Source organism: Kitasatospora sp. NPDC004669, assembly GCF_040609455.1.
In the GTDB taxonomy this organism is placed as follows: domain Bacteria; phylum Actinomycetota; class Actinomycetes; order Streptomycetales; family Streptomycetaceae; genus Kitasatospora.
This window is the reverse complement of record NZ_JBEXKB010000047.1, coordinates 47,311-73,044: the sequence shown is the minus strand read 5'-3', so window position 1 is coordinate 73,044 and position 25,734 is coordinate 47,311. Positions and strand designations below refer to the sequence as shown.

Annotated in this window: 16 protein-coding genes; 7 read left to right on the top strand and 9 right to left on the bottom strand. The window is 73.2% G+C overall.

Annotated features, from left to right (window positions below; genetic code table 11):
* Window positions 1–107: 107 nt before the first annotated feature.
* The 7 genes from ABZW30_RS31680 to ABZW30_RS31650 all read right to left on the bottom strand — a co-directional run bounded on the left by ABZW30_RS31680 (window position 108) and on the right by ABZW30_RS31650 (window position 11,791).
* Window positions 108–1,385 (bottom strand): cation:proton antiporter, encoded by a 1,278-nt coding sequence (locus ABZW30_RS31680; protein WP_355674660.1) that lies wholly within the window; start codon window positions 1,383–1,385, stop codon window positions 108–110.
* Window positions 1,386–1,626: 241 nt separating this feature from the next.
* On the bottom strand, window positions 1,627–2,385 hold the full coding sequence (locus ABZW30_RS31675) for an alpha/beta fold hydrolase (RefSeq protein WP_355674659.1): 759 nt from the start codon (window positions 2,383–2,385) through the stop codon (window positions 1,627–1,629).
* A gap of 16 nt (window positions 2,386–2,401) precedes the next feature.
* Window positions 2,402–3,622, bottom strand: a complete 1,221-nt coding sequence (locus ABZW30_RS31670) for a cytochrome P450 (RefSeq protein WP_355674658.1) — start codon at window positions 3,620–3,622, stop codon at window positions 2,402–2,404.
* Entirely contained in the window at window positions 3,619–5,379 is a 1,761-nt protein-coding gene (locus tag ABZW30_RS31665; protein ID WP_355674657.1) for a non-ribosomal peptide synthetase, read from the bottom strand. Before ABZW30_RS31665 ends, ABZW30_RS31670 begins: the two co-directional genes overlap by 4 nt.
* Window positions 5,380–5,526: 147 nt before the next feature.
* Window positions 5,527–9,378: an amino acid adenylation domain-containing protein gene (locus ABZW30_RS31660; RefSeq protein WP_355674656.1), complete on the bottom strand. Its 3,852-nt coding sequence runs from the start codon at window positions 9,376–9,378 to the stop codon at window positions 5,527–5,529.
* Between the two features lie 11 nt (window positions 9,379–9,389).
* Window positions 9,390–10,148 carry a thioesterase domain-containing protein gene (locus ABZW30_RS31655; protein WP_355674655.1) on the bottom strand — a complete coding sequence of 253 codons (759 nt, stop codon included), beginning with the start codon at window positions 10,146–10,148 and terminating at the stop codon, window positions 9,390–9,392.
* A 50-nt stretch (window positions 10,149–10,198) separates the two neighbouring features.
* On the bottom strand, window positions 10,199–11,791 hold the full coding sequence (locus ABZW30_RS31650) for an MBL fold metallo-hydrolase (protein ID WP_355674654.1): 1,593 nt from the start codon (window positions 11,789–11,791) through the stop codon (window positions 10,199–10,201).
* Between the two features lie 573 nt (window positions 11,792–12,364).
* Here ABZW30_RS31650 and ABZW30_RS31645 point away from each other — a divergent pair.
* From ABZW30_RS31645 to ABZW30_RS31635, 3 genes are read left to right on the top strand one after another with little or no spacing between them, the layout of a single operon-like run.
* Entirely contained in the window at window positions 12,365–13,216 is an 852-nt protein-coding gene (locus ABZW30_RS31645) for an SDR family NAD(P)-dependent oxidoreductase (protein WP_355674653.1), read from the top strand.
* Window positions 13,200–13,727, top strand: coding sequence for a GNAT family N-acetyltransferase (locus tag ABZW30_RS31640; protein ID WP_355674652.1), 528 nt, complete (start codon window positions 13,200–13,202; stop codon window positions 13,725–13,727). Before ABZW30_RS31645 ends, ABZW30_RS31640 begins: the two co-directional genes overlap by 17 nt.
* A 4-nt stretch (window positions 13,728–13,731) precedes the next feature.
* Entirely contained in the window at window positions 13,732–15,438 is a 1,707-nt protein-coding gene (locus ABZW30_RS31635) for a carbamoyltransferase N-terminal domain-containing protein (RefSeq protein WP_355674651.1), read from the top strand.
* Between the two features lie 113 nt (window positions 15,439–15,551).
* On the opposite strand, the gene ABZW30_RS31630 is transcribed toward ABZW30_RS31635, so the two are convergent.
* The gene (locus ABZW30_RS31630; protein ID WP_355674650.1) at window positions 15,552–15,965 is read right to left on the bottom strand and encodes a hypothetical protein; all 414 of its coding nucleotides are present in this window, start codon (window positions 15,963–15,965) and stop codon (window positions 15,552–15,554) included.
* 59 nt (window positions 15,966–16,024) lie between these two features.
* The gene (locus tag ABZW30_RS31625; protein WP_355674649.1) at window positions 16,025–19,885 is read right to left on the bottom strand and encodes an amino acid adenylation domain-containing protein; all 3,861 of its coding nucleotides are present in this window, start codon (window positions 19,883–19,885) and stop codon (window positions 16,025–16,027) included.
* A 460-nt stretch (window positions 19,886–20,345) separates the two neighbouring features.
* Here ABZW30_RS31625 and ABZW30_RS31620 point away from each other — a divergent pair, with 460 nt between their 5' ends.
* The 4 genes from ABZW30_RS31620 to ABZW30_RS31605 form a co-directional block, all read left to right on the top strand.
* Entirely contained in the window at window positions 20,346–21,599 is a 1,254-nt protein-coding gene (locus ABZW30_RS31620; RefSeq protein WP_355674648.1) for an MFS transporter, read from the top strand.
* Window positions 21,600–21,642: 43 nt separating this feature from the next.
* The gene (locus tag ABZW30_RS31615; protein WP_355674647.1) at window positions 21,643–22,410 is read left to right on the top strand and encodes an alpha/beta fold hydrolase; all 768 of its coding nucleotides are present in this window, start codon (window positions 21,643–21,645) and stop codon (window positions 22,408–22,410) included.
* A gap of 40 nt (window positions 22,411–22,450) precedes the next feature.
* Complete coding sequence (gene gntD, locus ABZW30_RS31610; protein WP_355674646.1) at window positions 22,451–23,488, top strand: guanitoxin biosynthesis L-enduracididine beta-hydroxylase GntD; 1,038 nt, start codon at window positions 22,451–22,453, stop codon at window positions 23,486–23,488.
* 97 nt (window positions 23,489–23,585) lie between these two features.
* Window positions 23,586–25,734 (top strand): amino acid adenylation domain-containing protein (locus ABZW30_RS31605; protein WP_355674645.1); only part of this gene is annotated, 2,149 nt, incomplete at its 3' end.

Here is a 25,734-nt window from a genome sequence, read left to right as displayed (position 1 = left end):
TTCTACATCTCTGATATTCGGCGGTGAGTTACCTCGTGTTCAATAAGCTTCAGGAACACGACGGTGCCCCGGCCGGAGCCGGGGCACCAGGAGTGCTGCCGGGACGGTCAGCGGTCGGCCGAGGACACCACGGACACGGCTTCGGCCGTGGTCTGCCGGCCGGTGGCCGCCGGCCGGATGCGGCGCACCAGCACCAGCAGCGGCTGCGTCAGCAGGGTCGTGGCGATCGCCATCAGCACGAACACGGTGTAGAGCGGCCCGCTCAACAGGCCCGCCTGGAAGCCCGCGTTGAGGGCGATCAGCTCGGTCAGCCCGCGGGTGCTCAGTAGCACCCCGATCGTCAGCGAGGTCCGGTTGTCGAGCCGGCAGGCGCGGGCCGCGAGCGCACCGGAGCCCACCTTGGCGACCACCGCGAGCACGGTGACGCCCACCAGGACGGCCACCGCGGTGCCGTCCAGCGCGCCGACGGAGACACCACGGCCCGAGACCACGAAGAAGAACGGCAGCAGCAGCGACCCGATGCTGTCCAGCGTGCGCACCAGTTCCGGGTTGAGCGTGCCGTCCGGCTCCCGCGGCGTGACCACCCCGGCGAGCAGCGCGCCGAAGATCACGTGCAGGCCGAGCGCACTGGTCGCCCAGGCAGCCGCGAAGGCGAACCCGATCAGCACCGCCAGCCGGGGGCCCGAGGAGAGACTGGGGGAGCGCATCAGGCGGCGCAGCAGCAGGCGCACCGGCCAGACCATCACGACGACGGTGACCAGCAGCAGGCCCAGTCGCACCGGCAGCGACATCCCGGACTCGCCGCCGCTCTCCATGAGCGCGCCGACCAGGACCACCCACCCCACGACGTCGATCAGTCCGGCGGCCGAGACGGCGATGACACCGGGCACGGTGCCGGCCAGCCCGTTCTCGCGCACCATGACCACGAGCACCGGGACGGCCGTGATCGACAACGAGACGGCCAGGAAGAGGAGCGAGCTCATCGACAGGTCACGCGGAACGCCCAGCTTCTGCAGCGTGCCGTGGAAGAGCAGCGCGGCGCCCGCTCCCACGGCCATAGGCACCAGGAAGGCCGCCACCGCCACCGTCAGTGTGGTCCGGGACCTGCCGCGCAGCAGGCCCAGGTCCAGCTCGTAGCCCACGAAGTAGAGGAAGAACACCAGCGAAACCTGGCTCAGCCCGGTCAGCATCGGCGCGATGGCCGAGGGGAACAGGGTCTCGCCGACGACGGGCGGGAATTGGGAGAGAAGGCTGGGACCGAGGGCGATGCCCGCGACCAACTGGCCGATGATGGACGGCTGTCCGAGTTTCCGGGCGAGCAGACCCGCCCCGTTGGCCACCACGAGGATGACCGCGGTGGCTCCGACGAGGTGGGTGATGGTCAAGTCCGGGCTCACAAGTTGCCCCCTGTGCTTGGTGTCGCGTGCGACACGGTCGATGTGGCAGGCGGCCGGCCGCGTTGACTTGGCCGGGGGCGCCCGCGCCGGTATGGGTGATCTCCCACCGGGCGTGGTGGGGGTGCGATGCCACTGCCAGCGGGCCACCGGGCCGGTGTGTCGGTGACCGGGGTGACGGGGTGTCCGGGAGGCGCGGGTCGGGAGTCACTCGATCAAGCTCGTCGCCGGATCACGGCGCGTCGGCGGCACCGTTCAGGAGGTCCCGCAGGACCAGCCGGGCCTCCGGCTGCTCAAGGAGGTAAAAGTGACCGCCGGCGAAACCGCGCAGGGTGACGGTGTCCGGTCCGCACTCCGCCCAGCTGTGCAGATCGTCCGGCGCCAGCGTCTCGTCCTCGGTGCCGTACCAGACGTGGTACGGGATGCCGGCGTGGTGGCCGTCGGCCGGAGCGTAGGTGTCGGCCAGGTGCAGGTCGTGGCCGAGCACGTCGACGAAGTGCTCGACCAACTGCTCGTCCTCGAACAACTCGGGCGGACAGCCGCCGAAGCGGCGGAGGTCGGAGAGGACGGACTCGCGGGTGCGGGCCACGAACGGGGCCTGCGGCATGGTGGCGTGCCCCGCGGCGGAGCGCGGCGAACGGGCTGCGGACACCACGACGGCCCGGACCAGCGCCCGCCGCTGCGCCGGCAGCGCACCGACGAGCCGGTGGGCCAGCAACGCGCCCATGCTGTGCGCGAGGACGACCGACGGCCGGTCGACCGCCGCCCGGAAGTCGTCGGCGAGGCGTGCCACCGCGTCCTCGAAGTCCCGGGCCCGAAGGGCGCCCTCGCCCTCATCGCGGCCGGGCAGTTCGAAGAGCAGGGACTCGCACCCGGGCCGCAGGTCCTGGGCGAGCGGCAGGTACGCAGTGGCCGAGCCGCCGGCGTGGTGGAAGGCGAGCAGCCGGACGGGGGCGTCCGGCTCCCCGATCCGCAGATAGGTCTTGGTCATGTGAGGCGGTCCCCGGTCAGTGGTGGCCCTGGAAGCTGATCGGGAGGCTGGTGATCCCGTTGATGAAGTTCGACCGCAGCCGTCCGACCGGGCCCGCGAGGGCGGCCGTCACCGGGGCCTCGGCGAACTTGCGGAACAGGATCGACAGTTCGGTCTGCGCGAGCATGGCCCCGATGCAGCGGTGCAGGCCCACCCCGTACGACAGGTGGCGGTTGGGCGTGCGGCCGAGGTCGAAGGTGTCGGGGTCCGCGAACTGCTTGGCGTCACGGTTGGCCGAGACGTTCCACAGCGTGACCACGTCGCCGGCCCGGATCGTGCGGCCGCTGATCTCCACGTCCCGCAGCGCGCCGCGCCGGACGTAGAGGTTGGTGGAGCTCCAGCGGAGGATCTCGTTGACGGCGCTGTCCAGCAGTGCCGGTGTGCCGCGCAGCCGGGCGTGTTCCCCGGGGTGTGCGATGAGCGCCTCGACCCCGGAGCAGGCCGTGTACGAGGAGGTCTCGTTGCCGCCGACCGCGATGTTCAGGCAGTTGTAGAGGATCTCGTCCTCGGTCCAGGGGCGGCCGTTCATCTCGGCCCGGAGCAGGTGGCTGACCAGGTCGGGACCGGGGTTCCGACGGCGGTCGCGAATGATCTCGGCGAAGAACTCGAAGATGTCCGCCTGGGTCATGGCGAGGACCAGCCGATCGTCCTCCTCCGGGTCGGCGAAGAGCGGGTCCCGGAAGCCGATCATGCGGCGGGTCATGCCGATGAGCTCGTGGGCGTCCCGGTGCGAGACCCCGGTGATGGCCATGACGGCGCCGGCCGGGAGTTCGGTGGCGACGTCGGTGGAGAAGTCGCAGCCGCCGTCGGCCAGAGCCCGGTCCATGGCCGCGTCGACCAGGGTGGTGACCTGCTCGGCGATCTTCCTGAGCATGTCCTGGCTGAACGCCCAGTGCAGTTGCTGGCGGATCATGCGGTGGCGGGGCAGGTCGGTGGCAACCATCATCAGCCCGGCGGCGGGGTCGGTCTCGCTGCGGAAGGAGCCGCCGAGCATCGGTCCGCTCTCCGAGCTGAAGTCGGTGTGGTCGAGGTACACCTCCGAGACCTCGTCGTAGCCGGTGAGGGCCCAGAACCCGCTGTCGGGGCCGGTCGCGTGCCAGTGGACCGGGTCGTTCTCGCGCAGCCAGGCCAGCATGGCGTGGTGCTCCCCCGCCACGAAGCGGTCAGGGTCCGTCAGGTCGATGTCGGGCCGCGTCATGCCTGCACCGGCTCCTTCCGGTCGCGGATGAGGGTGGCGAGTGACTCCAGGCGACTGGTGGTCAGCACCTCCCGTGAGCTGAGGGCGACTCCGAGGTCCTTGGACACCCGGCGCAGCAGCCGGAAGGAGAGCAGCGAGTTTCCGCCGAGCTCGAAGAAGTCGTCGGTGGCGCCGACCCGTTCGACGGTCAGGAGGTCCTGCCAGACGGCGGCGAGGTAGCGCTCCTCCTCGTCGCGCGGGGTGACGTGGTCCGCGCCCCTGCGCCGGTGCTCCTCGGCGAGCCGGCGGAGCTGTTCGAGGTCGCGCTTGCCGTGGGCGGTCGCCGGGATCTCGGGCACCCGGATCAGTGCGCTGGGCACCATGAAGTCGGGCAGCGAGGCCTCGGCGTGCTCGCGCAGGTCGGTCAGCGAAACCGCGCCGTCGGCGACGACAAGGCCGACGAGGTGGCGGTCCTCACCCTCGCCCACGGTCAGGACGGCCACCTCGCGGACGTCGGGCCGGCGGGCCAGGATCCGCTCCACCTCGCGGAGCTCCACCCGGTAGCCGCGGATCTTGACCTGGTCGTCGGTACGGCCGAGGTAGCGCAGGAGACCGTCGTCGCCGAGCCGGACGAGGTCGCCGGTGGCGTACATCCGGCTGCCGTCGGCGGCGAAGGGGTCGAACGGGAAGCGCTCGTCGGTCAGCTCCGGCTGGTCGAGGTAGCCGTGGGCGACGCCGGGGCCGGAGACGTACAGCTCGCCGGGCGTGCCGGCGGGCACCTCGGCCCGCGACTCGTCCAGGACCCGGACGGTCACCCCCTCCAGCGCCCGGCCGATCGGGACGGAGTCGGCGTCCGGCGCGACCTCCAGGACTTCGTGGACGACGCACGCGGTGGTGGCCTCGGTCGGGCCGTACAGGTTGAACAGCCGCCCGGAGAAGGAACCCGCCAGCAGGTCGCGGCAGGTCTGCGGGAGGATCACGTCCCCGCCGGTGCACAGCACCCGCAGCTGCGAGAAGGCCTCGCGGTCCTCGCGGACGACGTGGTTGACCGCCATGGTGGGGACCAGCATCGCGGTGATCCGGTGCCGTCGCAGCTCGCGCTGGATGTCCCGGCCGACCAGGTCCGGCATGGTGGGGAGGACCACGATCTCGGCACCGCCGGCGAAGGCGCACCAGGTCTCGTAGTGGAAGGCGTCGAAGGACAGACTCGACACGTGGCCGACCCGGTCGTCCGGGCCGAGCCGGGGCAGGGACTCGTTGCGGGCGAAGTGGCACAGGTTGCCGTGGGTCAGGGCGACGGCCTTCGGGGTGCCGGAGGAGCCCGAGGTGAACAGCAGTGCAGCGGTCGCGTCGGCGTCGGCGGGAGCGGCTGCGCCGCAGTCCGTCCCGGCAGGGGCGGCCGGAGCCGGGAGACCCTCGAAAGGGAGGACGGCGACGCCCAGTGCGGAGATCCGCTCGGCGCGCGACGGTTCGGTCAGGATGAGCCTCGGGCGGCTCTGAGTGATCATCAGGTCCCGCCGGGTGTCCGGGTAGCGCGTGTCCACGGGGACGTAGGCGGCACCGGCTTTGAGGGCGGCGAGCAGGGCGACGAAGACGCGTGCGCCGCGCTCCAGGTGGTAGACCACGCGGTCGCCGGGTGTCACTCCGGCCGCCCGCAGCCGGTCGGCCAGCGCGTCGGAGGCCTGGTCGAGGTCCCGGTAGCTCAGGCTCGTCCGCTCGTCCCGGACGGCCGGCCGATCGCCGTGCCGCAGGACGGTCTCCCGGAACAGGCCTGTCAAGGTCGCCCCGGACACCGGCTGGCCGGTGTGAGAAGTGTTGTGTTCCACTGCTCCAGAATTTCTGACTCGGCGCCACCACTGGGATGGTGCGGCGTGGCGGGGTGGTACAGAAGTCGGTGGTTCGGGGGGCGGTACGGACCCGATGGTTCAGAGGTCGTACCGGGTCGTGCCCCAATCCGGCTCCCCGGCGGGGCGGTCGGCGCCTACGGCCGTCGTCGGGCTCGTCGTCACCTCGCCGACCAGCCGGACGATCAGGTCGGCGAACTCCTCGGCCTCCGCGGCCGTCACCAGACGGTCGTCGTAGGTGAGGTCGAGCCGCAGGTCCTCCCCGCGGCGGCTCGCGTAGAGCCACAGGTCGCTGCTCGCGGGCAGCTGGTCGGGCAGCACGTCCTCGACGAGGTAGGTCTCGGGGCGGATGCTCGCGTTCTCCCAGCTGACGCCGAGGTCCAGCAGCAGGCTGCGGCCCGGGCCACCGGGCAGCGGGAGCCGTTCGGCGAGGACGTCGAACGGGAGCAGGGAGTGCTCGTAGGCCTCCAGGACGCGGTCCTGGATGTGATCGAGCAGGCTCGCCAGGTCGTCCTCGGCGGCGAACTCCAGGCGCAGCGGCACGGCGTTGGCGAGGTAGCCGACCAACGCGTCCGCGTCGGCGTGCCGCCGCAGACTAGCGGGGAAGCCGAGGATCACGTCGCGGCTGCCGGTGAGGCGGTGGACCAGCGTGGCGAAGGCCGTGGCGACCACCGCGAACGGGGTGCCGGCGGCACCGTCGAGGACGGCCGCCGGGACGGTGCGCCGGGCGAGCCCGGCCCGCCCGCGGCGGGTGCCGCGGCGCGCCGGGTCGACCAGGTCGGGGGTCTGGACGACACCGGCGAGCCTCTTGCGCCAGAAGTCCTCCTGCTCCCGGGCCTCGGCGCCGTCGAGCCAGCTGCGCTCCTCCGCGATCCAGTCGCGGAAGCCGTACTCCAGCGCCGGGAGCGCCGCCGGCTGCCCGGCGAGCACCTGCTCGTACGCGGTGAACAGGTCGCCGAGCAGCACCTCGACGCTGGCGCCGTCGTAGACCAGGTGGTGGGCGGTGACGGTGATCAGGTCGCCGCCCTCCGGGCCCTGGAGCAGTCGCAGGTCGAGGAGCGGGGCCCGCTCCAGGTCGAAGGAGACCCTGCGAGCCGCGCGCAGCGCCTCGGCCACCTCCGGGCCGTCCGGGTCCGCGCCGGGCAGAGGCACGACCGACAGCGGTGCGCCGCCGGGGAGTTCGTCGAGCACGACCAGGTCGGCCGACCGGCCGTTCGACCGCGCCTGCGCACGCAGCATCTCCTGCCGGGCGACGACGGCCGCCAAGGCGGCCCGCAGGGCGTCCGCGTCGATGCTCCGGCCGGTGCGGACGAGGTCGGAGATGATGAACGCGTCCGCCGTGGTCAGGCGGGAGGTCAGCCAGACCCGGCGCTGGGCGCGGGAGAGCGGTCCGGCTTCGCCGTCGGGCCGGCCGGCCGTCGCGCGGGCCGGCGCGGCCGGCTGCGCGGCGGGTGCCGCCGGGCGGTCCGGGATCTCCCGGGCCAGTTCGCGGACCGTCTGGTGGGCGAACACCGTACTGACGGGGACGCCGAGTTCCTGGGCGATGCGGGCCGCGACCAGGCTGTGTCCGCCGAGGTCGAACAGGCCCGCGTCGAGGTCGGTGACCGGCCGCTGGAGCAGTTCCGACCAGAGCCGGGCGACGCGCTCCTCGGCATCCGTGCGCGGCTGGTCCGTGCGTCCCGCCTCCGGTGCGTCCGCTGGCGCGTCCGGTACCGGCGGCAGCGCCCGGCGGTCGAGCTTGCCGCTGGGCGACAGCGGCAGCGCGTCCACGGTGGCGAAGGCCTGGGGCACCATGAAGGCGGGAAGCCGCCCGGACAGGAAGGTCCTCAGCCGGGCGTGGGAAGCCTCGCCCACCACATAGGCCACCAGCCGCAGTCCGCCGTCCGCCCCGGGTGCGGCGACGACGGCCGCGGAGCGGACGCCGGGGGCGAGCTCCAGGACGGCGGCGACCTCGCCCGGCTCGACCCGGTTGCCGCGGATCTTGACCTGGTCGTCGATCCGCCCGAGGTAGAGCAGGCTGCCGTCGGGCAGCCAGCGGGCCAGGTCACCGGTCCGGTACATCCGTTCGCCGTCGCGTCCGGGGTGCGGGACGAAGCGGCGGGCGGTCAGCTCGTCGGCCCCGAGGTACCCGCGGGCGAGGCCGACGCCGCCGACGCAGAGTTCGCCGGGGGTCCCGTGCGGCACCAACCGGCCGTCCTCGTCGAGCAGGTCGACCCACCGGTCGGGCAGCGGGCGCCCGATCGGCACCTCGTCCTCGCCCGGTGCGAGCCGGTGCAGGGTCGACAGCACGCTGTCCTCGCTGGGGCCGTACTCGTTGAAGAGCTCGGAGCGCGGCAGCAGTTCGGCGTGCCGGGCGGCGAGCGCGTCGGTGATGCGCTCGCCGCCGAGGACAACCTGCCGAACAGAGCCCAGGGCCGATCCGGCGTAGTCCAGCAGGAGTTGGTAGAGGCTCGGCACCATCTGGGCGTGGGTGATCCCCTCGCGCCGGATGACGGCGGCCACCTCGTCCGGGTCGAGCAGCTGCTCGCGGGTGATGACCACCAGCGGGGTGCCGGCGGCCAGCGCGGTGAACACGTCGGAGATTCCGGCGTCGGCGTGGATCGGGTCGACCTGCAGGACGCGGGAGTCGGGCCCCAGACCGTAGTAACCGATGCGGAACAGGACGGTGTTGAGGATGCCGCGGTGCTCCACCATGACGCCCTTGGGGGTGCCGGTGGATCCCGAGGTGTAGACCACGTAGGCGAGGTCCCCTGGTCCGGCCGACGGGAGGTCCGCCGGGCCGGGTGCGCCTTCGGCTGCGGCCTCGACCGGGACGACCGGGGCACCGCCGGCGGCGAGCGCCTGCGCCGTCGCGCCGTCGGCGACCACGGCCACCGCGCCGCTGTCGCGGATCAGCCCGGCCAGCCGGTGGGCCGGCTGCTCGGGGTCCATCGGGAGGAAGGCCGAACCGGTCTTCAGGATGGCGACCAGGGTCACGACCATCAGCTCGGAGCGGGCGCAGGCGAACGCCACTACCCTGTCCGGTCCGGTCGCTCCGGCCGCGGCGATCCGACCGGCCAACGCTTCGGCCCGGGCGTCGAGTTCCGCGAAGGTCAGGGTCCGGTCGCCGCAGCGCACGGCGGGGGCGTCCGGCCGCCGCGCCACCTGGGCGTCGACCAGGTTGAGCAAGTTGCGGCCGGTGGTGAACCCGCTGTCGCCGCCGGAGCCCAGCGCCAGCAGCTCGGCGCGCTGGGCGGGCGGGAGGGCCGGCAGTGACCCGATGGGCGCCCGCGGGTCGGAGGTCAGCTCCTCGATCAGGTGGCAGAGCTGGTCGAGCATGCGGCGGACGGAGCGCTCGCCGAGCACGTCGGTGCGGTACATCGCCGAGACCGCCAGGCCGGCGCCCGCCCGGGGTTCACCGAAGTCGAACACCAGCTCGGCTGTCGGCGCCGCGCTGCCGGCCGGTTGGTCCTGACGGACCACCACGTCGAGGACCGGGTGCCGCCCCGCTCCCCGCGCCTGGCCCAACTCGGCCATCGCCGCAGCAAGTTCGTCAGCCTGGGCGGCGGCGGCCGCGAGCGTCGCGGCCTCCGCGCGCACCAGATCGCCGAAACCGCGGTCGCGGCCAGCCGCGCCGCGCAGCACGAGAGTGTGTGCCGAGTCGCCGAGGAGCGCCCCGAGCGGGACGTCCTCGTGGCGGCACAGCTGCCCGAGCAGGACCCGTACGGCGGCGGTGGCCGCCGCGAACGGCGCCACGCCGAGCTCCGCGCACAGCACCAGGAGCCGTTCGACGGGCGCCGCGTCCAGGGTGGCGCGCAGGACGGCGGTCGTGTCGCTGCGGTCGGCCCGCGGGCGCCGGTCGAACGGGAGGTCGGCGGCCGGCAGGTCGGCCAGGGCCCTTCGCCAGTAGGGTAGTTCGCGCGGCTCGGCGTCGGCCGAGTGTTCCTTGCCCAACTGCAAACCCTTCAGAGCCGGAGACCGGACAGGTCCTCGGCGAGGTCGCCGAGGAGGGCGGGGAGCCCCTCGATCAGATAGAAGTGGCCGCCGGGGTAGCGGCGCACCGCGAAGCCGGCCGTCGTCTCCGCGGACCACGCGGTGAGCTCGTCGCCCGGCACCCGTCCGTCCGTCTCGCCGGCGAAGGCCGAGAGCGGGCAGGACAGCGGCGTCCGCGGCCGGTGCCGGTAGGCCTCCAGCCAGGCCAGGTCGGCGCGCACGGCGGGCAGGGCCAGCTCCAGCAGGTCCGGCTGGGCCAGCAGCTGCTCGGAGACGCCGCCCTGCTCGACCATCCAGTCGAGCAGGGCCTCGTCGGTGAAGCGGGACACCTCGTGGCGCGGGGCCGCGAGAGCCGGATGCGGCGATCCGGAGACACCCAGGTAGGCCGGGCCCGGCCCGGACCCGGCCAGCAGGTGGGCCAGCTCGAAGGCGAGCAGAGCGCCGTTGCTGTGGCCGAACAGGGCGTAGGGCGCACCCCGATGGTCCGCCGCGACGGCCTCGGCGAGGGTGTCGAGGTCGATGGCGGACCGTTCCCGGATCCGGTTCTCCCGCCCGGGCAGCTGGACGGCGACCACCTCGACCCACTCGGGCAGGCCGTGCGGCCAGCCCCGGTAGGACGAGGCCCCACCGCCCGCGTGGGGCAGGCAGTAGAGGGTGAGGCGGGCGCCCGGACGGGGTACCGGGCGCATCAGCCAGGGGCTGCCCGGCCGGGCGGAGTCGTGCTTGGTCATGGTGTCAGCGGCCTTGTCGATACGGGTGCCGGACGGTCTTCGGGCGGTGGTCAGAGCGCGGACCAGGTGCGCTCGCCCCGCAGGTACAGCAGCTCGGCGCCCACGCCCCGGCGGGCGCACAGCTCGGTGAGCAGCGCGGCCTGCTGCACCGGTTCCGCGTCCGCCTCGTACTCGGAGCCGGTGAGGTGCTTGAGCCACGGCTCCAGGCCCATCGCGTAGGCGTACACGTGCTCGGCGCCGAGCTGCGCGGCCAGCCGGTCGGCCATCGCGGCGTCGCTGCCCTTGAGCCGGCGAGCCGTGTTGTGCTCGCGGGACAGCGGCCCGTCCAACAGGGGGCCGTACAGCCACTTGAGCGGCGCGCCCACGCATTCGAGTCCGACGTACAGCGCGTCCAGGCGGCCGACGACGTCGGCGACGTTGTCATAGAGCGCCGGCTCCACCGGGGTGATGTCGGTGGCGAACATGAACGAGCGGCCGAGCGCCCGTACCAGCGGGACGATCTTGGTCCGGATGTCCAGGTCGGCGTGCTCACCGATGAAGGGCAGCGCCGTCACCTCGACCCCGTCCGCGATGCGGCGGGTCTCCAGCTCGCCCAGTTCCTCGACCCGGTCGAAGCCGAGCGCGCTGAGCATCGTCTTCAGGCTCGGGTCGGGCAGCGAACCGCCGGAGGCCCGGGGCACCAGGATCACGCCCACCCGGGACCGCAGCTGCAGCAGGGTCTCCAGGGAGAAGTGGTCGGAGTGGAAGTGGCTGATGACGACCGCGTCGATGAACGGCGGCAGGTCGGCGATGGTGAAGTGCTCGTGCCCGTCGCCGGTGTAGCCGATCAGCGGGTCCAGCAGCACCGCGGTGCCCCGGGTCTCGATCAGCACGGTCGCGTGGTTGACGTAGCGCACCCGTACGGAGTCGGGGGCCACCTCGGTGTACGGCGCCGGAGCGTCCTCCTGGAACAGCGCCGTGAACGCCGCGAGGTCGGCCACGTCGAGCCGCTCTGCGAGTGCGGGGACGTCCACCGGGTTCAGTCGGGCCGCGAAGAGCTCGTCCCACAGCGGGGAGTCGAAGGGCAGCGCCACGTCGAGGCGGTGCGGGCTCGGCAGGACCGGGCTGCCGTAGACGAAGGGCTGCACAGTGGGGGCCGCACTGAGCGACATGGTCTGGCCCTCGCGTTCGAACGCCGGCGAGCGGTACATCAGCGGCTCGAAGAAGCGGAACGACGGGCGGTGCGCAGTGTCGTACACCAGTTCGATCCGGCCGCGCAGCGATTCGGGCACCTGGGCGTACAGCGGCTCCATCGGACCACCCGTCGCCTGATCCTTCAGCAGGGCGCGCAGCCGGTCGATGTCGTCAGCCAGTTGGAGCTTGGCACCCCCACCGGCGAGCATGGCGTCCAGCAACGCCTGGACGGCGTCGAGGCCTGCGCCCTCCGGATTCAGGAAGGGCCCGCCGTAGCGATGCGGATCCGACAGCACCGATTCGTGCATCTGCGGCGCAGTCAGATAGCTCTGCACGATCGGCAGCAGACGGTCCCTCAGATTCAGCGCGCCCGTGTGCGGCGCCAGCAGATACGGCCAGGCGTACCAGCGGTGCAGCAAAGGCTGGGCAACCACGGACGAGCGGAGATAGAGCTTTTGATTGGCCGACACGGATTCCCTCAAGGAGTCGAGAGCGAGAACGATCGCGACCAGTTCGCAGCACTGGTGGGCTCACTGACACGGACTGAACCGGCGCAGGGGGAATGCGGGTCTGTACCCAAAAGATTCATGCCCCCCGTTCGAGGCGTGGAACCACCCGCCTCGAAGATCCATGTCTATCACATGACAAGTCGGTTGACGTCGACTATTTTGCGTGACCACCGGTGCACGCGACGTGTCTGAATCAGATCCCAACTCGGCCCCCGGCAGACAGTCAAGACCCGTGCGTTGCGACGTGAATCACATGGAGCTCCGGAGCAAGATCGTGATTCACTGACGCGGAAATTCCTGGGAGCGGGAAGCGCTCTGGGCACGGCCGACCGAGCAGTCGGCCCCTCGCCGTACCGGGGCCAGTTCATCCCCATCCCAATCGGTTCATCTCATTCGCAGCAGTCCTTCGTGCGCTTCCTCGACTCGCCTCGGCAGAGATCCCGCCGGGCGCCGGACAGGAAGGCCGGCCGTAACCACGACCCGGCGTACGAGAACCCCACCGCCGATCGTGGGGAACTGAAGGGGGATTCTGAAATGACTCGTGATGATGGCGCAGTCGCGCTGGTATCCGGCGCTTCGTCGGGGTTCGGCGCGCGGATCACGGAAGTGCTGGCCGAACACGGCTACCGGGTCATCGCACTCGCTCGCCGCGGCGAGCGACTGGCCGAACTGTCCGCGTCCCGGCCGGATCCGAGGATCCTTCCGCTCACCGCGGACGTCCGCGACCGGGACGCCCTGCGCAGCGCCCTGAAGGGGCTGCCGGACAGCCACCGGGACATCTCCGTCCTGGTCAACAACGCCGGGCTCTCCAGGGGCTTCGGCCCGGTCCAGAACGGGGACCCGGCGCTCTGGCAGGACATGGTCGACACCAACATCACGGGCGTGCTCAACCTCACCCAGGCGGTCCTGCCCGGTCTCGTCGCGCGCGGCCGCGGCCACGTCGTGAACATCGGCTCCATCGCCGCCACCTATCCCTACCTGGGGGGCAACGTGTATGCCGCGACCAAGGCGTTCGTCCACCAGCTCACCCTCAACATGCGGGTGGACCTCCAGGGCACCGGCGTGCGGGTGAGCGGCATCGCCCCCGGGATGGCCCGGACGGAGTTCGCCCTGGTCCGCTACGAGGGCGACCTCGAACGCGCCGACGCCCTGTACGAGGGCCTGACCCCCCTGGCCGCTGACGACATCGCCCAGGCCGTCGCCTGGTGCCTGGCCCAACCGGCCAGGGTCAACGTCAACATGATCGAGCTGATGCCCACTGAGCAGCCCTTCGGGCTCGGCTTCGCCAGGCAAGCCGCCACCACGGCGGATCCCGCCCGGCCGGCCGAGCAGGACGGTCCGGCCGGACACGACCGGCAGCCGGTCAGCCATGCCCGCACCGCCTGAGCTCGCCGGCCCGACGGCGGCCGTCGGCCCTGTACGGGTCGCACAACCGGCCGACGCCCCGGCGCTGTTCCGGCTCTCGGCGGCGTTCGCCGCCGACGGCTGCCTGCTGCCGCGGGCCGCACACGAATTCGCCGAACGGATCGGTGAATTCCTCGTCGCGGTCCGCGACGGCGAACTCATCGGCTGTACCGGCCTGGCCGAACTCGACGACACCCTGGTCGTCTACAACCTGTGCGTCGCACCGCACGCACAGGGCGGCGGAATCGGCCGACGGCTCATCAGTGCCGCCGCCGCACGCGGAAGCCGGCTCGGCCGTCACCGGCTGCTCGCGGCCTCCAAGTCCAGCGGCCACTGGTTTCTCCGGCAGGGATTCGAGGAAGTCGACCCGCAGCGCTCTCCTGCCGCCTGGGCCGCTCTCATTCCGCCGGGACGTGGCTCCCGTCTCTACTGCCGCGGCCTCTCCGCCCCCGCGGCCTCACAGCAACTTTCCGCGACCCACCCTAGGAGTTGATCCCGTGCTCATCTGCGGCCTCAAACTGACCCATGATGGCGCCGTGGCCCTGCTCGACGGAAACCGTCTGGTATTCAGCGTCGAGATCGAAAAGCGGGCCAACGGGCGCCGCTACAGCGACATTTCCGACCTCAGTCTGGTGGGCGAGATCCTGGCCGACTTCGGATACCGGCCGGAAGACGTCGACGAGTGGGTCGTCGACGGCTGGGACGGGGACCGGACGTGGCGGCTGGCGCTGCACGACCACGGCGCACCGACCGAGATCGAGGTCGGTCCGTACCGCGAGTCCGAGGCCTGCCCCGACCTCATCCGCCCCGGCTTCTCCGGCAAGTTCACGATGGGCGGCCGGAGTTACCCGTACACCAGCTTCGCGCACGCCGCCGGCCACGTCGCCAGCACCTACTGCTCCAGCCCGTTCGCGGACCGGCAGGAGCCGTCGTTCGTGCTGATCTGGGACGGCGGTCTGTTCCCCCGGCTGTACTGGGTCGATCCGGAGCACGGGGTCACCAACCTCGGCGAGCTCTTCCCGCTGATCGGCCACTCCTACGCGATCGCGGGCCACCACTTCGGCCCCTTCCGCCGCGCGACCCAGTCCCCGACCGTCGACGACCTCACGGTGGCCGGCAAACTGATGGCGTACATCGCGCTCGGCCAGGTCCGGGACGACGTGGTGGCCGTCCTCGCCGAGGAGTTCCACCGGGTCTTCGAGAGCGACCTGCCGGCGGCGGTCGAGTACCGGGCCACGGTCGGCGGCTTCGGCAGCCTCTCCGAACCCTCCGTACCGCCGGTGCTGGAGTTCTACGGCGCCGTCCGCACCCGGGCCGACGTCCTCGGCGCGAGCGACGAGGACGTCCTGGCGAGCGTGCACCAGTTCTTCGAGGACCTGCTGGTCGCCCGGGTCACCGAGAAAATCCGCGCGTTCAAGGGCGAGGGCTCCTGGAACCTCTCCTTCGCCGGCGGCTGCGCACTGAACATCAAGTGGAACAGCGCCCTGCGCGCCGCCCCACCGGTCCGGGAGATGTGGGTCCCGCCGTTCCCGAACGACTCCGGCTCCGCGATCGGTGCCGCCGCCCTCGGGCTGATCCAGCACGACGGCCTCACCGCCCTCGACTGGCACCCGCGGCTCGGCCCGGCACTCCTGCCGACCCCCGAGGTGCCGGACGGCTGGGAGGCGTCGCCGTGCGACCCGAAGCAGCTCGCCCGGCTGCTGCACGAGACCGGCGAGCCCGTCGTGCTGCTCAACGGCCGCGCGGAACTGGGGCCGCGGGCCCTGGGCGGGCGCAGCATCATCGCCGCCCCGACCGACCCGGCCATGAAGGACGAGCTCAACCGGGTCAAGCGGCGCGAGTCGTACCGGCCGGTGGCCCCGATCTGCCTGGTGGACGAGGCCCCGAAGGTGTTCGACCCGGGGACGCCCGACCCGCACATGCTCTTCGACCACGCCGTCCGCCCGGACTGGCTGGCCAAGGTCCCGGCAATCGTGCACCTGGACGGCACCGCGCGGCTGCAGACCGTGGCTCCGGAGGATGACGCCGTGCTGGCCGAGATCCTCGCTGAGTACCACCGGCTGAGTGGCGTCCCCGTCCTGTGCAACACCAGTGCCAACCTCAACGGCCACGGCTTCTTCCCGGACGTCGCCTCGGCGATCGGTTGGGGCGAGGTCGACCGGGTCTGGAGCGAGGGCACGCTCTACCGGCGCGTCCAGGGCTGAACGGCCGAGAGGGCCCCTGCCGCGGTGCACCGCGGCAGGGGCCCTCTCGCGTTCCTCGCGTGCCCGGTCTCCCCGTGCAGTCGCGTGTCCGGTCTCCTCTCGCGTCCGGTGCGCTACCCGAGCAGGCCGGTGAGGAGGGCGTGCGGCTCCCCGGCGGCGACCCGGCGGACCCGGACCGGCGGACGCAGTCCGGCCGCGAGCGCCCGCGCCGCCGACCGCTCGGCGCCGAGCAGGACCGGGACGACGGCCGCGTCCACCAGGGACTGCACCCCGGTCACGTTCACCGCGCCGGTGAGCCCGACCGCCCCGCCGCCGCTCCCGCCCAGCAGCCGCACCAGGTCGATCCGGCTGTCCGCCGCGCGGCCGGGGTCCGTGACGACCACCGGCCGGACCCCGACCAGCCGCAGCACCGTCAGGTCCTCGGCCAGCGCCCGCCGGGCCGCCTCCTCGGCCAGCACCGCGGCGGCCACCGGGACCACCACGGTGCTGCCGTGCAGCCGAGCGAGCGCGGGCAGGGTCTCGATCAAGATCCGCGTCTTGGCCGCGGCCCGCCCCGGGGCGGCGGCCGCGGCCCGGTCGCCGATGATCACCGCGCGGCGGCCGGCGGCGCGGCGGGGTCCGCCAGGACCTCGGTGAGCAGGGTACGCAGCCGCTCGCCGAGCCGGGTGGCGCCGTCCCGGGTGAACAGGTCGCTACGGTGACCGACCCAGACCTCGGCCTCCTCGGCCGAACCCGGCTGCGGGATCAGGAAACTGAACGACAGGTCGAAGTCCGAGACCTGCTCGTCCGCCCGGAGATGACGCACGACCTCGCCGCCGGTCCGACCGTCCTCGCCGGTGCCGGAGACGACGGTCTCCACCAGCACGTCGAACAGCGGGTTGCGGCCCTGGTCGCGCGGCAGGCCGAGGTCCCGGACCAGCCGGTCGAAGGGGTACTCCTCGTGCTCCTGGGCGTCCAGGGCGGTGCGCACGCAGGCCTCCACCAGCTGGGTGAAGCCGGCCGCCGGATCGAGTGCCGTCCGCAGCACGACGGTGTTGACGAACAGGCCGGTCTCGTGGGCGAGGTCCGGCGTCGCCCGCCCGGCGGAGACGGTGCCCAGCGGCAGGTCGGCGGCGCCCGTCAGCCGGTACAGCAGGGCCCGGACGGCGGCCGTGTACACCATGAACGGGGTGGCCCCGGTGCGCACCGCAAGGGCCCGCACGCCGTCGGTCACCCGCTGCCCCAGCGCGACGCGCGCGAACCCGCCCTCGTTGCCACGGCGCGGGCCCGGGACGAGGTCGCCGGGCAGCTCGGGGGCCGGCGGCAGGTCGGCCAGCGCCGCCCGCCAGAAGGCGGCGTGCTGCTCGCCCCGCGGGCCCGAGAGCCGGGCGTCCAGCGCGGCCGCGTGTGCCAGGTAGCCGGCTGTCCGGGGCAGCTGCGGCATCGCGCCGCGCTCGAACGCCCGGGCCGCGGCGAGCAGGTCGCGCACCAGCACGCCGTACGACCAGCCGTCGTTCACCACGTGGTGGACGTTGAAGAGCAGCACCGGCGGCCGCCCGGTGGTGGTGAGGCACCGCAGCCGGAACAGCGGGCCGGCGGCCAGGTCGAACCGCCAACGGGACTCCTCCGCCCGGGCCTCGGCCAGGGCGGCGTCGAAGGCCTCCGGGGCGACGCGCTGGAACCGGGGCCGGCTCCGGACCCGGCCGGCCGGCCGCACCACCTGCCAGAGCTCGCTGGAACCGTGCTCCGCGGACAGCTCGAACACGGTGCGCAGCGCCTCGTGACGGTCCACCAGGTGACCGACGGCGGCCTCGAGCGCGGCCGGGTCCAGGGCCCGCGCGGGCTCGTACGCCTCGACCATGTTGTAGGTGCGGACCTCCCCCTCGTCGAGGGACTCCAACAGCCAGAGCCTGGCCTGGGCGTTGGTCGCGGACCAGCGGGAAGGCCGGTCCCCGTCCGGGACCGGTCCGGCGGCGCGCGGTGCGGGGCCCCGGGCAGAGGCCTCGCGCAGCGCCTCGGCGAGGGCGGCCGGGGTGCGGGCGGCAAAGACCTGGCGGATCGACAGGTCCTGGGCGGCCGGCCCGGTGCAGAGCACGCCGACCAGCTGGGCGGCGGTGAGGCTGTGCCCGCCGGCCTCGAAGAAGTCCTCGTCCGCTGACTGCGGAGGGCGGCCGAAGACCGCCTCCCAGGCCGCCGCCACCGCGTGGTCGGCCGCGTCGGCGGGGGCCCACGCCCCGGCCGGTTCGGGCGCGGGCTCGGCGGCGAGGGCCGACCGGTCGATCTTTCCGTGCGGGGTCCGCGGCAGCTCGGCGACCTGGCGCAACAGCCCGGGCACCATGTGCGCCGGGAGCAGCTCGGCCAGGGCGGTGCGGACGGTCTCGGGCGGGACGGTGCCGTCGGCCGTGTACCAGGCGCCCAGGACCAGGCGGTCGGCGCCGACCGCCCGGGGCAGGACGACCGCCTCCCGGACGCTGTCGAGGCCGACCAGCATCTGCTCGACCTCGCCGGGCTCGACCCGGTTGCCGTGCAGCTGGATCTGGTCGTCCATGCGGCCCAGGAAGTCCAGCGTCCCGTCCGCGTTCCAGCGCGCCAGGTCCCCGGTGCGGAAGGCTCGGCCGACGCCCGGCAGCGGGCACTCGACGAAGCGGGTGGCGGTGGCCTCCGGGGCGTCGAGGTAGCCGTCGGCCGCGACGGCGGGTCCGACGACGTAGATCTCCCCGGGGACACCGACGGGCGCGAGGTCGCCGGCCGGCGTCAGCACCAGCACGCCGAAGCCAGGGGTCGGCCGGCCGACGGGGACCGCCGTGAGCGCGACGGCCTCCTCGCCCGAACAGTGGAAGGTCGCGCACGCGATCGTGGCCTCGCTCGGCCCGTAGAGGTTGGCGAAGGTGCCGATCCGCAGCCGTCCCCCGGTACGTGCCAGCAGGCCGCGGGGGATCGTGTCGCCGCCCAGCAGGAGGTGGGGCAGCTCGACCGCGGCGTCTTCCGGAAGGACCTCCAGCATGGCGGAGAGCAGGCTCGGCACGCAGTTCACCATGGTGACGCCGTGCTGGCGCAGCCGCGCCCAGAAGGTCACCGGGTCCAGCTCGTCGGGGGCGCCGACGGCGACGAGGGCACCGCCCACGGCGAGCGCGACGAAGATCTGGAAGGTGGTGGCGTCGGAGGAGATCGCCGACAGCAGCGCGCAGCGCAGGTCCTCGTCGACGCCGAGCAGGTCGGCCGAGACGACCGCGTGGTGGCCGATCTGGTCATGGCGCAGCACGACGGGCTTGGGCAGGCCGGTGGAGCCCGAGGTGAAGAAGACGACGGCGTCGTCCTGCGGCCGGACCTCGGGCAACGCGGGCCCGTCGGCGGCGGTGGTGGTGGCGGGCTCGGAGGCGGTGCGCAGTTCGTCGGCCGGAAGGAGGGGTGGCAGACCGTCCCGCGTGGGGGCGTCGCCGATGAGCAGCCGGGCCGCGCTGCCGTCCGCGAGGCGCCGGATGCGCGCGGCGGGGTGCCGCGGGTCGATCGGGACGTAGGCCGCACCGGCACGCAGCACGGCGAGGACGGCGAGGACGAGGTCGGCGCCGCGCGGCAGGGCCACCGCGACCCGGTCTCCCGGCCGGATGCCGTACCGCTCGACGAGGTACGTGGCCGCCCTGCGGGAGCGGGCCGCGAGTTCGCCGTGGGTCCACGTCAGGTCGTGTTCGACCACGGCGGCCCGGCCAGGGCTGCGCTCGGCCGAGGCGTCCGCAAGCTCCGGCAGCGTCCTGGGGACGAACGCGGCAGGCACGGGCAGACCGCTCCACGCCTCGAGTTCGGCCCTGTGCCCGGGGCTCAGCGGGTCGACCTCGCCGGCGGTGCGGTGCGGGTCCGCGGCGACGGCGGCGAGGACGGCGGCGAGGCAGCGCGGCAGGTCCGCCACGGTGGTGGGTACCCGGCCGCCCGTGCCGGTCACCTCCAGCCGGATGCCGCCGTCCGTGGTCAGCCGGCCGTGCACGAGCACCTCGGCGGGGGCGGTGAGCCGGGTGTCGCCCCAGGTCACGGCGATCTGGGAGACCGCTGACCCGTCGGCCTCGCCGACGGCGTCCAGCCTGGTGACCAGCGCCGCGCGGTCCCGCCACGGCAGGGCGGAGGCCTCGGCGAGGGCCCGGTGCAGTGCCTGGAGGAGGTCGCTCACCTTGGTGTCCGGGCCGAGTCCAGTGCGCAGGAGCACCTCGCCCGGGGTCGCGCCGGGCACCGGGCAGAGGATCGCGAGGTCCTCGCCGGCCCCGAACCGCGCCATGGCCAGGCGGGTGGCGGCGATCAGCAGCAGGTGAAGGCCGGTCGGGTCGTCGCCGGCCAGGTGTCGCAGCGTCGCCGCCCGGTCCGGTGCGACCACGACGGCCTCGGGCCCGGGCGCAGTCGCCCCGCCCACCGGGAGCAGCTTCTCCCGCCTCAGGCCGCGAAGCGCGGTCAGCCAGTGTGCTCGGACAGCTGCGTGTTCCAACAACGAATTCTCCCTGGAAAAGCCTGAATGGCGGGAGATCAGTCGTCCACGGGTCCCGGTGCGCGGCAGAAAACAGGGCAGGGCCGGCGCGGTTTCTCATGAGAGGAAATCAGAGGGCGCAATGCGCCGCCGAGGAAACCCACTCGCCGTCGGACCGCCCGGGCGGAATCCTCTCCCCCCGGCACCCGTCCCCGCAGGTCAACATCCCCGTTCGCATCACACAGTTGATGCTACGACAGCGATCAGACCACGCATGATCGTCCACCGTCAATGTGGCCTGCGTCACAGTCGAGGTCAATTGAGGACGATATCGCGACGGGGTTAGGTTGTGGCCACACTCGTGGCCCGACCTGCCGTCATAGGATCGTGCCCACATATTTTTCGGGGGATAAATCGCAGCGCCAGGCCGGCGGAAACGGCCGTGCCACCATGCACACTCCCCCCTGGCTAAAGGAACTGCGTGAGTTCGTTCCAAATCTTCCGCACGAATCCGGCATTCCGGCGGTACTGGACCGCCCGATCGGTTTCCCTGGTCGGGGACGGCATCGCCACCGTCGCACTGCTGCTGCTCATCACCGGCAGCGGGGCGAGCGCCACAGGCGTTGCGGCGCTGCTGCTGGCCCAGGCGGTGCCCCGCTTCTTCGGTCCGGTCGCGGGCGCGCTGCCCGACCGCTTCGAGGTCAAGCGCCTGCTGCTGCTCGCCGAACTCGGCCAGGGCGCCGTCTTCGTCGCGATCGCCTTGGTGCCGTCGAACGTGGCTCTGCTGGTCCCGCTGGTCGCGCTCTCCTCCGCGCTGGCCACCGTCTTCAACGCGGCTGGCCGTACCGTCATGCCCCGGCTCGTCGACGAGCCCCAGCTGATGCCCGCCAACGCCTGGATGGGTACCGCGTTCAACCTCCAGGCCGCGCTCGGCCCGGTGCTGGGCGGAACGGTCGCGGCGCTGCTCGACCCCCGCGGTGCCCTGCTGGTCAACGCGGTGAGCTTCTTCGTCGGTGCCGCGCTGCTCCTCGGGCTGCCCCGGATGGAACCCAGTGGCGCCTCCGCCGGCGACCGGCCCGGGTTCCTGGCCGGGATCGGCGCCGGGATCGCCTTCACCTGGCAGCACCGGACCGCCCGCGCGATCTTCCTGCTGCTGCTCTTCGGCATCATGTTCGCCTCCCTGGACAACGTCGTCCTGGTCTTCCTCTCCCGCGACGTCCTTGAAGCCGGCCCGTTCGGCTTCGGCCTGCTCGGGACCGGTGCCGGCGCCGCGATGGTCGCCGCCTCGCTCTGGCTGACCCGCCCGACCGCCAAGTTCTCGGCGGTGGCCCTGCTGGCCGGCGGGTGGATCATCGCCGGCCTGGGCATCGCGCTGACCGGCGCGGCCCCCGTGCTGGCGGTGGCCGTAGTGACGCAGGCCGTGATGGGCCTGGGCAACAGCATCGCGATGATCGGTGAGGAGACGCTGCTCCAGAAGGCCGTTCCGGCCGAGATGCTGGGGCGCGTCGGCGGTTCCCTCTCCTCCGCCGCCTTCGCCGGCAGCGCGCTGGCCTATGCGGTCGGCGGTTTCGTGGCCGCCGCCGTGTCCCCGCGGACCTCGCTACTCGTCGCCGGCATCGGCCTGGCCGTCGTCACCCTGCTGTGCCTCCCCGGGCTGCGCGCGGGCGGCCGTGGCGAGACACCGCCGGCCGCCGACGGCCAGGCCGTCGGCGCGGCCCCCTCGCCGTCGGCGTGACCGCCGCGCGCCCCGCAGGGCGGGCGGGCACGGAGCCCGTCCGATGACCGGGCCCGACCGCTGGCTGCTCTCCTGGAACCCCCCGCGCACCGCGCGCACCCTGCTGGTGTGCCTGGGCCACGCCGGGTCCGGGGCCAACCAGTTCCGGCGCTGGCAGGAGCAGCTCGGCCCTGGGGTGGCCCTCCTCGCGGTGCAGCTGCCCGGGCGGGAGAACCGGTGGCGCGAGCCGCCCGCCACCCGCCCGGCGGAGGTCCTCGACGAGCTGGTGCCCGCACTGCTCGACCGCCTCGACCTGCCGTACCTGGTCTTCGGACACAGTATGGGCGCCCTGCTGGGCTACGAGCTGGCCGTGGCGCTCGGATCGCGCCACGGCCGGTGGCCCGAGCATTTCGTCGCCTCCGCCTCCCGGGCACCGCACCGGCAGACCCCGGACGACTCCGTCGCCGCGTTGGACGACGGGCAGCTGGTGGCCGAGCTGGCCGCCCAGGGTGCCGTCCCCGACTTCGTCGCCCGGGACAAGCGGCTGGTCCAGCTCGTCGCCAGGCCGATGCGCGGTGACATCGCCCTGTGCGACAGCTACGTGCCCACGCCTGACGGCCCGCTGCCCTGCCCCGTCGACGGCTGGCGGGGCGAGGCGGACCTCGGGGTGACGCACGCCCACATCCGGGAGTGGAGCGCCTGCTCCACCGCGGACACGACCATCCGGACGTTCACCGGCGGCCACCTCTACCACCTGGCCGACCCGCACCCCGTCGTCGACGGGCTCCGCCGGCTCGCCACCGGTCCGGGGAGCCGGGAGGTCGCCGGCTGAGGTATCGCCCCGCCGATTTCTACGAAGCCGAAAAGGAGTCATGGTGACCAGCACGGACACCACGTCGCGCACAGTGCTCAGGCTGACCGCCGAGGAGGCGGCACACACCGCCGAACTGGCCCTGGACGTCGCCGGGCGGTACCGCACCGCGGACGATCCCGACCTGATCCAGGAGGCCCCACTGCTGGCCGCGCGCCTGCCCGAGCGCGTCCAGCGGTTCCTGCGCGCCTTCGCCCTCGACCAGTTGGAGGGCTACTGCACCATCGGCGGCCACCTGATCGACGACGAGCGGATCGGCCGCACCCCCGTCCACTGGAAGGACGAGACCCGGACGCACCACGAACTCCCGGAGGAGGTCCTCCTGGTGCTGTACTCCGCCGTGATCGGCGAGCCCTTCGGTTGGGCCACCCAGCAGGACGGCCACCTGGTCAACGACGTGTTCCCGATCCGGGAGTACGAGAACCAGCTGCTGGGCACCGGCAGCAAGAAGGCGCTCACCCTGCACACCGAGGACGCCTTCCACCCCTACCGGGCCGACTACATCGTCCTCGCCTCGCTGCGCAACCCGGACGCCGTCCCCGTCGTCGCCGCCGAGGCCGACTTCACCACACTGTCCGACGCCGACCTGGACGTCCTGTTCGCCGGCCGGTTCCACATCATCCCGGACAGCTCGCACCTTCCCAGGAACAACACCGTCAACTCCGAGGCGGACCGGCTGTTGTTCGACGGCATCGAGAAGATCATCAACGACCGCGAACCGGTCTCCGTCCTGTTCGGCTCGCGCCTGGATCCGCTGCTGCGCTTCGACGCCTCCCACATGACGCCCGTCGAGGGCGACGACGAGGCCGCCCGCGTCTTCGCAGTGGCGAGCGACCTGCTCGACCGGGCGCGCCGCCCCTGCGCCCTGGCCCCGGGCGACTTCGTGTTCCTGAACAACCACCGGGTCGTGCACGCGCGCAGCTCCTTCGCCGCCCGGTACGACGGCACCGATCGCTGGCTCAAGCGGATCAACATCACGCACGACCTGCGCAAGTCGATGAGTCTGCGCCGCCCCGCCACGCCGCGCCTGATCGGCTGAGGCCGGCCGGAGTCGAGGCCCGGTCCGGCCTCCCGCCGGGCCCGCCCGCCGACCAGCGCCCCCACGCCCCACCCCGCACATCCGAGAGGACCCCGCCATGACTTCTGACGAGCCGACGGCCCACGCCCCCGGGAGCGGGAGCCTCCCGGAACCGGCAGTCCTGGTCGCCGCGACGATCGCGGTGCTGGGGCACTTCGACGGCGACGCCGAACAGGTGCTGACGGTCTGGCAGGACGGCGCGGCCGCGACGGTCCACCTGGCCACCGACGCGTCGGCCGTGTCCGCCACCCTGCTCGAGGCCGCCCGGACGGCCCTGCGGCAGGCCCGGCCCGCGCCGCTGGACCAGGCCTCGCGCGTACTCGACCTCACCGGGGACTGCCCCGGACCGGCCGATCCCGACCTGGTCGTCCGCCCCGCCACCGACGGCCGCGGCCTGGCGGTCACCGCCGGCCCGGCCTGGGTGCGCGCCGCCGGCCCGGATCGGCTGGCCGGGATCGTCCTGCGCGTCGCCGAGTACCTCGCCGACCCGGCCGCCGCGGACGCCCCGCTCTCCCGACTGCCGTTCCTCACCGCAGACGAACACCAGCTGCTGGTCCAGGAGTTGAACGACACCGCCGGCGAGGTCCCGGACCGGACGGTCGCCCGGTGGATCGCCGACCTGGCCCGCGAGGAGCCGGACGCCCCCGCCGTCGTCACCCGTGGGCGGACCTTCAGCCGCGCCGAACTCCAGCGACTGGCCCGGCAGGTGGCGGACGACCTCGCGGGCGCCGGCCTCAAGCAGGGCGACTCGGTCTACGTCTGCCTTCCCCGCTCCGCCGAACTCGTCGTCGCCTGGATCGCCGCGCTCGGCGCGGGCATCGTCTGCATCCCGGTCGACCCGGCCTATCCGACGGCCCGGATCCGGCAGATCGTCCGGGCCGACGACCCCGTCGTCCTCACCGTGCCCGCCACCCACGACCTGCTCCCCCAGGCACGCCGGATCCCGGTCACCCTGGACGTCCCCGCCGAGCGGCCCGCCGAGGACGACAACTGGCCGGTGGTGGTCGCGCCCGAGTCGCTCGTCTATGTGATGCACACCTCCGGCTCGACCGGCACCCCGAAGGGCGTCGCGATCCGCGAGATCGGCCTGCGCAACCTGATGCACGTCTCCGCCCGGCAGTTCGGCCTCGGCCCCGGACGACGCTCGCTGAGCCTCGCCAGCCCGGGCTTCGACGCCAACGTCTGGGAGCTGCTCGCCCCGCTGTACGCCGGGGCCGCGGTGGTGCCCTTCGACGACCCGCTGATCTCGGCGACGGGCCTGGCCGACTGCGTCCGGGCCACCGGAGCCGACGCCTTCTTCCCGTTCTCCCCGCTGCTGACCCGGCTCGACCCCGCCGACTTCCCCGGCATCCGCACCGTGATCACCGCCGGCGAGCTGTTCAGCCAGGACCTCGTCGACCGCTGGCAGCCCGGCCGCGAGCTGGTCTACGCCTTCGGCCCCACCGAGGCGACCGCCCTCCAGTCCTGGCACTACTGCCGGGCGGGCGCGGCCGAACCGGCCCCGTCCATCGGACGCCCCATGACCAACCTGCGGATGTGGCTGCTCGACCCCTGGGGCGGCCACGCCGCACCTGGTGCTGTCGGCGAGCTGTACATCGGCGGCCTGGGCGTCGGGGCGGGCTACGTCGGGCTGCCCGAGGCGACCGCCGCCAAGTTCGTCGTCCGGCCGGAACTGGACGGCGACGGCACGCTGTACCGCACCGGCGACCTCGCCAGCTTCCGCCCGGACGGGAACATCGACTTCCGCGGCCGCAAGGACAATCAGGTCAAGCTGCGCGGCTTCCGGATCGAGCTCGGCGAGGTGGAGACCGTCCTCGCCGCCCTGCCCGGCGTCGACACCGCGATCGCGGTCATCCACGAGACCGGCGACGAGCGCCTCCTGGTGGCGCACCTGATCCCGCTGCCGGATGCCCAGCTGCCGTCCGCCGCCGAGCTGCGCGAGCGACTGGCGGACCTGTTGCCGTACTACATGATCCCGAGCGCGTTCGTCCCGCTCACCGAAGTCCCGTACACCCCGAACGGCAAGATCGACCGCACCGTCCTCTCGGCCCGCCCGCTGCTCGGGACCCCGGCCGTCGCCGACCCGGAGGCCGGGGACGACGCCGTGCTGACCGAGGTACGGGCCGCGTTCGCCACCGTCCTCGGCACCTCCGACGTCGCGCCCGACCAGGACTTCTTCGCCTCCGGCGGCCACAGCCTCGGCGTCG

Coding starts and splice junctions, on each gene's coding strand:
- ABZW30_RS31615 (WP_355674647.1), top strand. CDS start 21,643: ATGACCGGGCCCGACCGCTGGCTGCTCTCCTGGAACCCCCCGCGCACC.
- ABZW30_RS31675 (WP_355674659.1), bottom strand. CDS start 2,385: ATGACCAAGACCTATCTGCGGATCGGGGAGCCGGACGCCCCCGTCCGG.
- gntD (WP_355674646.1), top strand. CDS start 22,451: ATGGTGACCAGCACGGACACCACGTCGCGCACAGTGCTCAGGCTGACC.
- ABZW30_RS31640 (WP_355674652.1), top strand. CDS start 13,200: ATGCCCGCACCGCCTGAGCTCGCCGGCCCGACGGCGGCCGTCGGCCCT.
- ABZW30_RS31655 (WP_355674655.1), bottom strand. CDS start 10,148: ATGACCAAGCACGACTCCGCCCGGCCGGGCAGCCCCTGGCTGATGCGC.
- ABZW30_RS31645 (WP_355674653.1), top strand. CDS start 12,365: ATGACTCGTGATGATGGCGCAGTCGCGCTGGTATCCGGCGCTTCGTCG.
- ABZW30_RS31670 (WP_355674658.1), bottom strand. CDS start 3,622: ATGACGCGGCCCGACATCGACCTGACGGACCCTGACCGCTTCGTGGCG.